The organism is Hymenobacter amundsenii (assembly GCF_002204745.1).
Classification (GTDB): domain Bacteria; phylum Bacteroidota; class Bacteroidia; order Cytophagales; family Hymenobacteraceae; genus Hymenobacter; species Hymenobacter amundsenii.
This window is the reverse complement of sequence record NZ_NIRR01000008.1, coordinates 1-12453: the sequence shown is the minus strand read 5'-3', so window position 1 is coordinate 12453 and position 12453 is coordinate 1. Positions and strand designations below refer to the sequence as shown.

The window sequence follows — 12453 nt, the reverse complement described above, 5'->3', positions numbered from 1 at the left end:
GACAAATAAAGCGACCCGCCAACCGAACCGCTTCTCCTTCATACCCTTATTCTGACCCAATTGTTCGGCTACGGCCCGAACAACCGGGCCGTTACTTAGCCTCTGCGCGCCACCGCAACTGGCGGGCCCGCAGCAGCGCTGGCGTGCGCCACGACCGCCGCCAGTCGGCTTCGGCGGTGGGCAGTTCGGCGTCCGTCAGCCAATCGAGGGCCTCGGCTAGGTTGGCGAAATACTGCACTTCATAGGGCAGGGGCTCGGTGGCCGCCAGCCACAGAAACCCCTCGATAACGCCCCGGTTGTAGGGGTTGGTCGGCAGCAGTAAGGCCAACCGGCGCAGGCCCGAACGCCGCAGCCGGGGAAGCCATCCTAACTGGACCAACTTTTGGAGCTCCGGGTTGAGCAGGGGCAGGCCTTCCAGATTCAGCAGCAATTGGTGAGCGGCGTGGCGGTGTACTTGCCGCAGCAATTTATCGAGCACCGCCGGCAGGTCCTGGGGATTGGGTATGGCTTGGTGCCAGGGCCGCAACAGCTTCAGCGGACGATGGTAGGAAACAACCAGGTTAGGGGCAACAACTCTCTTCATACGGGGTAGCGTGGCGGGCACACCTGGGCTAATTTCCTCACTTACGAGGCTGCCCTACCAAACCGTTTCCCCCAAATTGCTCTTCGCCCCCATTCTCCGACGAACCCCGCTAAGTTGTGGACGAAGCGCCGAATCTGCCCAGCCAAACCTGGGCCGTTCGGGAGGCCGTTGGCCCGTTACTTACCCGTTTTTTTCAGGTAGGCCCGAGCTTCGTTGTATGCTTCGGACTTGCGCTCGGCCTTTTGCTGCACCTCTTTGTAGTAGCGGGTGGCCGTTTCAGAATCCTTGTTTTTATCGGCAATGCGGGCCAGGTTTAGCAGCGAGTAGAGGTAAAAACCCTGCTTGGTATCGCCGGTGCTTTCCGAGAACACCACGCACCGCTGGTAATACTCGCGGGCCTTGTCGAGGTCCTTGTATTGGTTCTGCATCAGGCTGCCCAGAAAAAAGGTGGCGTAACGGCCACTGATGCCCTCGTAGCCCGGCATGCCCCGGTTGATTTTGTCGAGAATGTCGCGGCTCACCCGCTCGCATTCCCGCAAGTCGCCCACCTGGTAGCTCATCAGGGCATAAAACCGCTCGAAGTAGCCGTTATCGGGGTACGTAGTGGCCATCTGTTGTGCTAGTGGCAACGATTCGGTGGGCTTGTTTTCCTGGTTCTGCAGAATTTTCATCAGGAACACTTTGGCCTCGGGGCCGGTGTAAAAGCCGTTGGCGGCTACGTTGCGCAACTGCTGCAGGCCCAGCTTTTTGTTGCCCTTCGGGAAGAACAGCAGCACCGGACGCAGCAGCGGGTAGTTGTCGGAAATCCAGGGGGCGTAGTAGTTGATCAGGGCCTGGCCGAACAGGAACTCGGGGCTCAGGCCGTTGGCCTCCTCGCTCTTGCTGAGGTAGCTCAGGGCCCGCTTGCTGTCGACGGTGGCCTTACGCCAATTGTGGCGCTCAGCGTTCAAGCGGGCCGAAAACCCGTAAGCCGCCGACAGAAAAAAGCTGGCCTCATAGTTCCGGTTGTCGGCCTTATAAAGCGCCTCGCCCTTGGTGATGGCCGTATCCATGTAGGCCAGAAACACCTTGTCGTACTGCTCATTAGTGATGTTGCTGGGCATAATCTTCCACCACGTCGTCAGGCCCAGCAAGAAGTAGGGCATAGGGTGGGTGGGATAGCGGCGGCGCAGGCTCCGGAACTGCCGCTCCGCCTTGTCGTGCTTGAAGTTATAGATGTTGTAAACGGCCCCTTCCAGCTCGGTCTGAATGTCCTTATCTAGCAGCAGCCAACCGGAAATATCCACCGCATTAGGGGCAATATCAACGTTGGAAAGTCGGATTCGGGTGGTATCAGCAGGCTGTTGCGCCCAGGCAGGAGAGGTCAGGAACAGCAGACAGGCGAACAGGAAAAAACGCATAAAGTACAGCTTGTGGGGGGCCAAGTTTAGGCAGAAAGCGCGGGAGAGGCATGGTCTCATACGGGCCCGAACAAAAAAAAGAGGCTGAAGCTCCCACAGCCTCAACCTCTTTTGCGTTTTCCGACCACCAAAAGTGGTCAGGAAACGGCCAGCGGCTAAAATTCCCACCCAAAGCCGCTGGATGTCTGTTCCGGTTTGCCAGCCTAGCGGCCGGTTCCGGGCTGGCGCGTGAGCCAGCTATAGCCATTGTACTGGCCGGGCGTAAAAATGCGGGCCAGTTCCTGCTCGTAATTGGCGGCGGCCCGCAGGGCGGCCGGGCTGGGCAGCAGGCGCTCCGGGGTGGTTGCAGCCACTAAACCGGGGCGCTCTGCCGTTTCGCCGAGCTGTTCAAGCTGCCCGAAGTAGCGCTCAGTGCTGCGGGCAACCGCCTTGCGCTGCCGCCGCGATAAATCGAGCGCCTCGGCCAGATACCCGGCCTGCCGGGCACTACGAACCGCCACCGATTCGGGCAGCGGATTTGCCTGGGCAACGCTGCCCTGCCCCGGTTGGGCGGCCAGCAAAAAACCAATTAACAAAGTCAGTAAAGCAGCAAGGGCCATTTTCATCGGGATGCGGGTTGAAGTGGATATTCCGAGTGTATTCGGAGAATCCGGCAATAAAGTTCTGTTCAACAGCTCCTTACTTCTTCCTAACCCGGCCCTGGCTGAATGCTTGCCGCTTCAATAACTCAAAGGTCGCTAGCAATCAGAAAGATAACTACTGCTTTATTCGCCATTATTAATGCCTGATTGACCAAAAGTGTTAACTTCACGCTCCCACTCCGCCATTGAGGCACCATTGCCCCGTGAAACTACAATTCGAACCCATCCATCCCACGGTCGACAGCTCGTTTACGCTGCTCCACTATACCGAAGTGAACAAGGCCGAGCTACTCTGGCACTACCACCCCGAATACGAGCTGGTGTACATTCCGCGAGGCCACGGCCGACGCCACATCGGCCAGCACATTTCCCGCTTCGAAGACGGCGAGCTGGTGCTCATCGGCCCCGACCTGCCTCACCTCACCTTCAGCTACGGGCAGCCGGTGGGCACGCCGTTCGAGGAAATTGTGGTGCAGCTACGGGGCGACTTTCTGGGCACCGACTTCTGGGAGCGGCCCGAGCTGGTAGCCATCCGGCAGTTGCTGGCCCGCTCCCACGAGGGCCTCTCGTTTGGGGGCACTACCCGCCGGGCAGTGGGCCCGGTGCTGCGCCAGCTACTGGCGGCCCCGCCCTTCATGCGCCTGCTGCTGCTCCTCCAGGTGCTCCAGGAGCTAGCCCAGGCCCCAGCCGCCGACTGCCAGCCCCTGCACGCCGGGGCCAGCGGCCAGGGCCTGAGCGGCAAGGAGCAGCAACGCCTGAGCCGGGTGTATCAGTTCGTGGAGCAGCACTACCAGCGCGCCACCCTTTCGGTGCAGGAAGTGGCCGAGGTGGCCTACCTCTCGGTACCGGCCTTCTGCCGCTATTTCAAGAAGATGACCCGCCACACGCTCACCGATTTTTTGCAGGAGTACCGCGTGGGCCAAGCCTGCCGGTTGCTGCTCGATGATGATCTGGCCGTAACGGAAGTATGCTACGCCTGCGGCTTCAACAACCTCTCGCACTTCAACAAAACCTTCCGCAAGTTCACTGGCCAGAGCCCCACCGAGTACCGCCGCCAGCGCCTTAGCGTGGGGTGAGAGGTGAGAGGTGAGAGGTGAGAGAAAGTACGGGAATGAGGGAACAACGGGCTTTTGAGGTTTCTAACCTGGCGGCCCCGGAACAACTATCAGCCCGCTGGTGTCTGCGAAGTCAGATGCCGGCTTTTCTTCCTTCTCTTTTCTTCCTCCTGACGCTGTTCGGGCAGCTGTCGGCCCCCATCGTGGAGCCGCCGCTCGTGCTGCGACCCGCCAAATCCAATTTCGCGCCCTTGATGTTCAGGGTAGTAGCTATCCGCGACGAGCGGACGGCCAAGCCGGCGGTGGCGTGGCTGCTGCCCGTTGCGGCCGGAGCCGCAACCGCAGCCCGGCCGGTGGAGCTGCGCGGTGGCACCGAAACGGCCGTGCGTGAGTTCGTGGCCGGCACGCTACCACCCCAGCCAGCGGCCCGCTATGCCGTTACGGTGCGAATACTGGCCCTGGAAGTGCGCGAAACGGCCGTGCCTGGCAGTCCGCAGGCGGCCGGCACCATCCAAGTGCATTTGGCTTTCGACTGGCAGAATCCGGAGGGGCAAACCATTACGCTCACCGAGTACCGCGGCGGCACCCGCTACCGCCGCCCCCTCCCCGACCGTGCCGTGGTGGCCCCGTCCCTTGGCCAGGCGCTGCTGGGCGGGCTGCGCTACTTCAACCAATGGCTGACCACGGCCACCGCCCACGACCTGCGCCTAGCCACGGCCGTGCACCCGACATTCGGTTACGAAACCCGCCAGACCGAACCCGACACGCTGTTCTACGACCCCGCCTATCCCCTTTCCTGGAACGATTTCACGGGTCCGCCCCGCCCCCGGGGCCGGTATGCGGCGGCCGTGTTTCCTGGCTTCGCCTACCAGGCCCGGCCGCGGGTGCTAAATGGGACGGTAGAGCTGGACGTGCAGCTGAAAATATTCGTGGTCCGCAGCTCGTCGTGGGTAGCCGAAGGCCAGCGCACGGCCTACAACCTCAACCACGAGCAGCGCCACTTCGACCTCGTGCGGCTGGTGGCCGAGCGGTTCCGCCGCAAAGCCACCCCCGACAGCCTCACCGTGCGCGACTACCAAAGCATCCTGGGCTGGCAGTACCTGGCTTCCTTCCGCGAGATGAACCACCTCCAGGACCAATATGACCAGGAAACCTCGGGTGGCACCGATACCGCCGCCCAGGCCCGCTGGAACCGGCGGATTGACACCGAGCTGCGAGAAGCCGGGGTGGTGCGGTAGCGCATAAAAAGCACGACGGCCCGCCCCCTGTTTAGGGGGCGGCGTCGGATAATGTTCCCAGCTGCTTAGCGCTTCACTTTCACTTCGCCGTCGTCGGCGTCGCGCTTTACTTTGGTGCCGTTGGGGTACTCCACTTTGGTGTCGCCGTCTTTATCGATTTTCACCACTTTGCCGTTCGAATACGTGATTTTCACGTCGCCGCCGCGCTTCTTATCGTACTCCACCACCCGGGGGCCACGGGGGCGGGCCGGGACGGCCACAACTACTGGCTCGGCTACTTTAACCGTTGCGGTATAGGGGGTGCCTTCGTAGTAGGTGTCGCGGTTGGAGGTGTAGGTGTTATAGCGCTCGTCGTCGTTGAGGGTGGTTTTCACCGCGTTGTCGGTTTCGTCGTTCACGGCCCGCAGGGCGGCGTAGCGGCCTACCGTGTCGGTAGCGTAGCGGCGGTTGAGCTCACTGATGCGCCGGCCCCGGTCGTAGTAAGTGCGGCCAATGGTCGACACGACCGTCGTGTCGTAGAGGTCGAGGTCGTTGGCTACGCGGGTTATCACGCGGTCGGCATCGGCCCGGTAGCTCATGTCGTCGTTCACCACTACGGCCGTATCGGCCGAGGGCGTGGTGGCCGCATCCACGGCGGCTTGCTTGTCTTGGGTGCAGGCACCGACGGCCAGGCTGGCGGCGGCGGAGAACAGAAGGAGGGACTTATTCATAGGAAAAGAGCAAATTGAAGAAACTAGCCGCCACATATAGGATGGTAGCTATACTGGGGCCTGTTACGGCCACTGCGCCATTCAGGTTATCGGCCAGAATTCAACGGGGCCAGGCAACGGTTGTGGCGGCGGCAGCATCTGGGTACTAAGCGGCAGGCCGTTAGTTTCCCGGTAGGCGTGCCAATCGTCTTTTGCCTTTCTTATCCATCTTCTAACGCTTACGCCGATGTCTACCTTCTCGTACTTCCGCAACGGGGCCGCCGTTGCCCTCCTGAGCTGCTGCACGCTCAGCCTCAGCCACGCCCAGCAACTGCGCAAGGTGGGTCCGTTCGATCAGCTTAAAGCCAGCGGCGCCTGCGACGTAGTGCTAACCCAGGGCCCGGCCACGACGGTGAAGGTGGTAACGGAAGGCGAGTTGGAGCGCTACATTAAAACCGATGTGCAGAACGGTACGCTCAACATCTACCGCGACAAGGATGCGCCGTCGAGCTGGTTCAACAACAAGAAGGTAACGGTGTACGTGACCTGCCCGCGCCTGCGCGGCATCGAAACCAGCGGCGCTTCCGACGTTAAAAGCACCTCTACCTTCGAGGCCGACGAATTTACCATCAAGGCCAGCGGGGCGTCTGATGTTGTGCTGGGCCTCAACACCCGCCTGCTCACCGTAACGGCCAGTGGCGCCTCGGATATCGACCTCAAGGGCCGCGCCGACCGCCAGCAAATCCGCCTCAGCGGCAGCAGCGACTACAACGCCACCAACCTGCAAAGCCAGCAGGCCGACGTGCAGGCCAGCGGCTCCTCCGACGCCTACGTTTCGGCCGTCCAGCTCACCTCCCACGCCTCGGGGGCCAGCGACATTCATAACCGCCGCAAGTAAGAAGCAGCAAGTGCTAGGGCTAGGGCCTTGCCCAATTTCGGCCGCCTCGGTAGTCTACGGCTACTGAGGCGGCCGCTCTTCGTTGGCCTCCTCAGTCGTTGCCTTACAAGGAGCAAGCGGGCGTGGGAGCAGGAACGGTTGATAAGCTGGCCTCAGAACCATGAAAAGTCGTATTTTCCGGCCCAAATATGGCTTCACGGCTGGTTATCGTTGGCTTATGATGCGAGTGTTTATTGGCCTGCTGCTGCCACTGCTGCTACTGAGCGGCGGAATTGCCCGGGCCCAGAGTCCCGTTTCCGAAACCGAGCTGGTGGCGTTCTACGACCAGCTCAACGCCTACCAGACGCCCCAGTACCGCCCCCTGCCAGCCCTGGAGCAGCTGCGCCTGCCCGCCACCTTCTCCGGGGCCGACCTCAACGCTTTGCACTTGGGCGAACGGCAAATCGTGCGCATCGATTTGGTGTATACTGCCTATCGCCTCAACCCCAGTTTCAGCCAGCGTCAGCTCAACCTGAGCCGCATCCGCAACCTGGCGGGCCTGACTCCTGGCCTGCTCCACGACGAAACCATCACTTGGACGCTGGTGGAGCAAACCGGCTGCAACTCGCCCGCCGAGTGCCAGCCGTACTTCCACGGCTTCGTGGTGTACGTGGCCCCGCGCTACTCCGCCGCCACCAGCCGCGCCGACCTCGACAGCCTCACTCGTAAGCTGGCGGCGTTTGCCAAAACCCGGCCGGCCGCCAAAAAGGGCCGCAAGCCGTCGGGCAAGAAGGTGGCCTGCAACCTGCCCGCCAGCCGCTACTCGATCCGCCAGATGGCCCGCAGCGTCCATCGAAGCTACCGCTGTTCGCTCGATGCCCCGCAAATTGTACGCTTCAAGATGACAGTGGACGAGCATGGCGCAACCCAAGCCGTGGAGCTGCTGCCCACCAGCCAGCCCATTTGCGCCCCCGAGCTGACCGAGGCGTTGCGCCAGAGCATTGTGTTTGCTTCGGGCTTTCCCATTGATCGGGGCCGGTTTCCGTTTCTGGTGAAGGGCGAAGTACGGCTGCCTCTGGGGTCGTTGCAGCTGCTGGGCCGCCCCGATCTGGCCATCACCGGCTTCGCCCTACCCGATTCGGTGGCCCGCCGCTACCGCCTCACCCTCAGGAAAAAGGATAAGCGCGACTACTGTGAGGCCCGCCTGACCAAGGCCGGCGAGCTGCTGGCGGCCGCCGATACTGCCGCCGAGAACATGCCCCTACCCCCCGATGCCGGCGTGGTAGCCCAGGTACTGCGCCGCCACCCCGAGTGGGACAAGGAAGTGGTGGTGACCGACGTGACGGGCAGCATGTTCCCCTATACCTACGACCTGCTGACCTGGCTCCAGCTCAGCGCCCTGGAAGACGAAAAGACCTTCGTGTTCTTCAACGACGGCAACGACCAGCCCGACAAAGACAAGCGCTCCGGCAAAACCGGCGGCCTCTACCACGTGAAAACGGATAGCTACGAGGCCATCAAAAGCAAGCTGGTGGAAGCCATGAAGGCCGGCGGTGGCGGCGACGCGCCCGAAAACGACGCCGAAGCCCTGCTCTACGCCCGCCAACTCACCTCCGACTCCACCGACCTCATCCTCATCGCCGACAACTACACATTCCCCCGCGACACCAAGCTGCTAAAGAACACCACAGCCCACGTCAAAATCATCCTCTGCGGCGTCCAAGACTACATCAACCCCCGCTACTTGGCCCTGGCCCGCCGCCACGGCTTCTCCCTGCACACCATCGAGGGCGATATTCAGGACCTGAGCAAGCTGGTGGAAGGCGAAACCATCACCATCCAGGGCCAGCAGTACCAAGTCACCCGCGACGGGTTCAAGCTGGTGAGCAAAACGTAAAAGCCATCGGACTTTAGCCAGCGCCAGTGCTAGCCCACACCAGCTATTTCGCTCACCCCAACCTGCTGGCGTACCTTTGCGGGCCATGAGTGAATCCCGCCACTTTCTGCTTCATAAGCCCTTCGGCTACCTCAGCCAGTTCCGCAGCGAAGATGCCCGCGAGGCCCGCAAGAAGAAGTTTTTGGGCGCGCTGCACGACTTCCCGCCTGGCACGATGGCCATCGGCCGCCTCGATGAGCACAGCGAAGGGCTGCTGCTGCTGACCACCGACGGCCGGGTGAGTGAGCGAATCCGCCGCAAGGATGTGGACAAGGAATACTACGCCCAGGTTGATGGCTTTATTACCGACGAAGCCGTGGCGCAACTACAAACCGGCGTCGATATTGGCGTGGACAGAGGCATTTACCGGACCCTGCCCTGCGCCGCCTTCCGGCTGCCAGCCCCACCCGAGTTGCCGCCCCGCACCCGCAAAATCCGCGACGACCGCCACGGCCCCACCAGTTGGGTCAGCATTACCGTAACGGAGGGCAAAAACCGGCAGGTGCGCAAGATGACGGCTGCCGTGGGCTTCCCCACCCTGCGGTTGGTGCGGGTGCGCATCGGCGAAATAGAACTGGGGGCGTTGATGGCCGGCGAAGTGCGGGAGGTACCGGCCCTGCTCACACCCCACGCGGCGGCCGTGGTTCTGCCAGCGCAGTAGTGCCCGGGCGAAATCAGCCGAATCGGCGGATACGCTTAGCTTAGTGGCCGGGCCACCAGGCTCGTTTTGTACGCGCTACTTTTTCCTGCTGCTGACCCTGAGCCTGCTGACGCTGCCGGCCTGTCAATCGGTCGACCCTGACCCGGCAGCGAACTATCTGACGGCCGTTCCCGACCCCAAAACCCTGGGCGAAACCTACGTCAGTGACCCTGACCACCTGCTGAGCCCGACCACGTTACGTGACCTCAACGATACGCTTCGCGCCCTCGACCAGCGCGGCCGGGCTCACATCGACGTGGCCATGGTGCGCAGCATTGGCGACGAAACATCCAAAGCAGCGGCCACGGCGTTGTTCCGGCGCTGGAAAATCGGGGGTGCGAACCAAGACAACGGCCTGCTCATTCTGCTCGTGCTCGACCAGCACCGCATCGAGTTTGAAACCGGCTACGGCCTGGAAGCCGACCTGCCCGATATTCTCTGCTACCGCATCCAGCAGCGCTACATGGTACCCGCCCTGCGCACTCAGCACTACGACGAAGCCGTGCGCGCCGGGGTAGCCGCTACCATCCGCCAGCTCCGCACCGGCTCCCTGGCGGCAACCGCCCTCACCGATTCCCTGCTCTCTGCCCAATCGTTCGGGCCAGCCGGGGAAGAGGGCGCGGACGATCTTTCTGCCGGTTACGACCAGAACAGTAAAGCGGCCGCAGCCCCGGAGCCGGCCAGTAGTTGGACTACCGTTGAAGCCTTTACCGTCTGGGTTAGCATCCTGCTATCCGTGGTGCTGGCAGTGATTTTGGCCTTCGTGAAAGCGGCCGGGAATTACCGCTGGTGGCTGCTGGTGGGCAGCGTGGGGGTGCTGGGCCTCAGCGCGCTTTCTCTATTTGCTGGCTGGCCGGCTTCCCCCTGGATTGTGGTGGGATTCAACTATGGCTGGCTGGCCCTGTACGTGCATGGCTACCTGTGGCGTGTCAATCGGCAGGTGGCCGCCGAGGCGGCGCTGGTGAGCCGGCACGCGCAGTACGGATTTCTGCGCCAGACCCACCACGGCCTGGGCTTTTTGCAGTACCTATTTCCGCTGGGGCTGGCCCTGTACTGGCCCCGCTACCGCCGCCGCCTGCGCCAGCTCCGCGAAATGCCCTACGCCTGCCCCACCTGCGCCACGCCCATGCACAAGCTCGACGAGCAGGCCGACGACGCCTTCCTACAGCCCGGCCAGGTGGTCGAGGAGCGCATCGATTCCGTGGACTACGATGTGTGGCAGTGCGCCCAGTGCCAGCACACGCTCACCTTCCCCTACCTCAACCCGGCCACCGATGCCCAGCCCTGCCCCCAGTGCCACCACCACACCGCCCAACCCCGCCCCAACCGGGTAATGCACCACGCCACTACCTCCCAAGACGGCTGGGGCTGGCAGGTGCACGCGTGCGCCTTCTGCGGACACGAAGACCTCGAACGCTACACCATCGCCCGAATCAGCGACTCGGACGACTCGGGAAGCTCGTCGGGTTCATCCTCCTCTTCCGATTCGGACAGCAGCTGGTCCAGCAGCGACGGCGGCGACTCGGGCGGCGGTGGGGCTGGTAGCAGCTGGTAAACGGGTCCAAACCAGCCATTCGGGGGGCGGCGGCGCGAGTTGGCGGGGGCACCGCCGACGCCCGTCGAGCGGAGCGGATTTCTGCGGCTATCCGCTTCCATTTGCAGAAATTAAAGAGTAACTTTACCCCTTTCGCTACTTCGGGTGCCCACCACGCCGTGCCACTGGCCGGCTCCCCGGCGCACCCGCTATCAATCGGTTCGAAAACCAACTCAGCCCCCGGCCCGCCACCCCGTCGAGCCGTCGCCGGGTTGCTTCTACGGCTCCCAGGAGCCGTATATAGGAACTTTGCTAGATTCTGGCCTGTTTACAACCAGATAAGCAGCTTTACACTCGCAGCCCTGTTTCGTTGAAGCGGGCCTTAAAACAAACCAAACATAGTATATGGGTAGATCACAGGCAACCTTCGGTAAAAGGGAAAATGAGAAGAAACGACTGAAGAAGCGCCAGGAAAAGGCGGAGAAGAAGGAGGAGCGCCTAGCAAATTCCAGCAAGGGCCAAGGCCTGGAGGAAATGCTGGCCTACGTCGACGAGAACGGTAACATCGTTGACACCCCCCCGGATCCGACCAAGAAAAAGAAGGAGATTCCGCTCGAAAGCATCCGCATTGGCGCTATCCGCCAGGAGGACATGGAGGAGGAAGACCCTATCCGCACCGGCTCGGTCACGTTCTTCAACGACTCCAAGGGCTACGGCTTCATCAAGGACTCCGTGACCCAGCAGAGCGTGTTCGTGCACGCCAATAACTTGGGTGGCAGCACCATCAAGGAAAACGATAAAGTTACGTTTGAGGTAGAGATGGGCCAGAAAGGCCCGAGCGCCTTTAACGTGAAAATGGCGGGCTAATTTTTTACGCCCCTATACACAGTCAAAAAGCGGCTGAAGCACTTGATGCTTCAGCCGCTTTTTGACGTATGGCCCGGACCGCACGATGCGCTGACCTACCGCCCCAACTGCGCGGCGGCAGCTACCCTGTTTCCCCTACTTATGCGTAATCTGTTCCTGCTCGCGGCTTTGTTCTTCGGCTCTGCCGCCCAAAGCCCGCCCCCGACCGGCCCCGAACTCATCCGGCAATCCATTGCCTACCACGATGCGCGGGGGCAATGGCCGAAGCTGCAAACTCGGCTGAACTTCACCACCACCAACCCGGCGGGCCAAACCAGCCCGTTCGAGGTGGAGCTCGACAACCCGGCCGGCTACTTCTGCTTCATCAGCCACCGCGACGGGCACGAAGTCATCAAGGCCGTGGTGAATGGGCAGGAAGTGCTACTGCTCGATGGGCGGGCCGATTTGAGCGAGGCCGAGCGCAAGCAGTACCGCCTCGGGGCCGGCATGGGCCAAACCATGCGCAACTACTACACCTACCTCTACGGCCTACCCATGAAGCTGCAGGACGCCGGCGCCCTGGTAACGCCCGAAACCAAACCCCAGACCCTGCTCGGCCAGCAGTACGCCACCGCCGAGGTCCGCTACGACCCGGCCGTGGGCACCGACAGCTGGACGTTCTACTTCGACCCGCAGACGAGCGCCCTGCGGGCCTACCGCTTCGCCCACAACCGCACCCCCAACGACGGCGAATACATCACGCTAAGCGGGGAGCTGACCGTGGACGGCATCCGGATTCCGCAGGAGCGCAAGTGGTACCGCAACGACAACGACGCCTTCCTGGCCACCGACCAACTCGTAAGCGCCGAGCCCCTGGCCAAGCGGCGGCTGTAACGGGCGCACCAGTGGCTTTAAAAAGACCGCGGGCGGCTGCTTTCTTGGAAAGCAGCGCCC

12 protein-coding genes are annotated in these 12453 nt (G+C 62.2%); 8 read left to right on the top strand and 4 right to left on the bottom strand.

Annotated elements, in window-relative coordinates; all coding sequences use genetic code 11:
• Positions 1 to 91: 91 nt before the first annotated feature.
• The 3 genes from CDA63_RS07045 to CDA63_RS07035 all read right to left on the bottom strand — a co-directional run bounded on the left by CDA63_RS07045 (position 92) and on the right by CDA63_RS07035 (position 2582).
• Positions 92 to 583: a hypothetical protein gene (locus CDA63_RS07045; protein ID WP_126546764.1), complete on the bottom strand. Its 492-nt coding sequence runs from the start codon at positions 581 to 583 to the stop codon at positions 92 to 94.
• A gap of 176 nt (positions 584 to 759) precedes the next feature.
• The gene (locus CDA63_RS07040; protein WP_088463832.1) at positions 760 to 1983 is read right to left on the bottom strand and encodes a tetratricopeptide repeat protein; all 1224 of its coding nucleotides are present in this window, start codon (positions 1981 to 1983) and stop codon (positions 760 to 762) included.
• A gap of 203 nt (positions 1984 to 2186) precedes the next feature.
• On the bottom strand, positions 2187 to 2582 hold the full coding sequence (locus CDA63_RS07035; RefSeq protein WP_126546763.1) for a hypothetical protein: 396 nt from the start codon (positions 2580 to 2582) through the stop codon (positions 2187 to 2189).
• A 245-nt stretch (positions 2583 to 2827) separates the two neighbouring features.
• On the opposite strand from CDA63_RS07035, the gene CDA63_RS07030 reads away from it, so the two are divergent.
• Both CDA63_RS07030 and CDA63_RS07025 read left to right on the top strand, forming a co-directional pair.
• On the top strand, positions 2828 to 3700 hold the full coding sequence (locus tag CDA63_RS07030) for an AraC family transcriptional regulator (protein WP_088463745.1): 873 nt from the start codon (positions 2828 to 2830) through the stop codon (positions 3698 to 3700).
• Between the two features lie 116 nt (positions 3701 to 3816).
• The gene (locus CDA63_RS07025) at positions 3817 to 4917 is read left to right on the top strand and encodes a hypothetical protein (protein WP_088463744.1); all 1101 of its coding nucleotides are present in this window, start codon (positions 3817 to 3819) and stop codon (positions 4915 to 4917) included.
• A 65-nt stretch (positions 4918 to 4982) separates the two neighbouring features.
• On the opposite strand, the gene CDA63_RS07020 is transcribed toward CDA63_RS07025, so the two are convergent.
• The gene (locus CDA63_RS07020; RefSeq protein WP_088463743.1) at positions 4983 to 5627 is read right to left on the bottom strand and encodes a T-complex 10 C-terminal domain-containing protein; all 645 of its coding nucleotides are present in this window, start codon (positions 5625 to 5627) and stop codon (positions 4983 to 4985) included.
• A gap of 226 nt (positions 5628 to 5853) precedes the next feature.
• Between CDA63_RS07020 and CDA63_RS07015 the strand changes: the two genes are divergently transcribed.
• From CDA63_RS07015 to CDA63_RS06990, 6 genes are all read left to right on the top strand, one after another.
• A complete protein-coding gene (locus tag CDA63_RS07015; RefSeq protein WP_088463742.1) occupies positions 5854 to 6504 on the top strand; it encodes a head GIN domain-containing protein in 651 nt (216 codons plus the stop codon).
• Positions 6505 to 6721: 217 nt separating this feature from the next.
• Complete coding sequence (locus CDA63_RS07010) at positions 6722 to 8380, top strand: hypothetical protein (protein ID WP_088463741.1); 1659 nt, start codon at positions 6722 to 6724, stop codon at positions 8378 to 8380.
• A gap of 85 nt (positions 8381 to 8465) precedes the next feature.
• Positions 8466 to 9080, top strand: coding sequence for a pseudouridine synthase (locus CDA63_RS07005; RefSeq protein ID WP_088463740.1), 615 nt, complete (start codon positions 8466 to 8468; stop codon positions 9078 to 9080).
• A 43-nt stretch (positions 9081 to 9123) separates the two neighbouring features.
• The gene (locus CDA63_RS07000; protein ID WP_199797509.1) at positions 9124 to 10674 is read left to right on the top strand and encodes a TPM domain-containing protein; all 1551 of its coding nucleotides are present in this window, start codon (positions 9124 to 9126) and stop codon (positions 10672 to 10674) included.
• Between the two features lie 384 nt (positions 10675 to 11058).
• Positions 11059 to 11520 (top strand): cold shock domain-containing protein, encoded by a 462-nt coding sequence (locus tag CDA63_RS06995; RefSeq protein ID WP_088463739.1) that lies wholly within the window; start codon positions 11059 to 11061, stop codon positions 11518 to 11520.
• 141 nt (positions 11521 to 11661) lie between these two features.
• A complete protein-coding gene (locus tag CDA63_RS06990) occupies positions 11662 to 12393 on the top strand; it encodes a DUF6503 family protein (protein WP_088463738.1) in 732 nt (243 codons plus the stop codon).
• Positions 12394 to 12453: the final 60 nt, after the last annotated feature.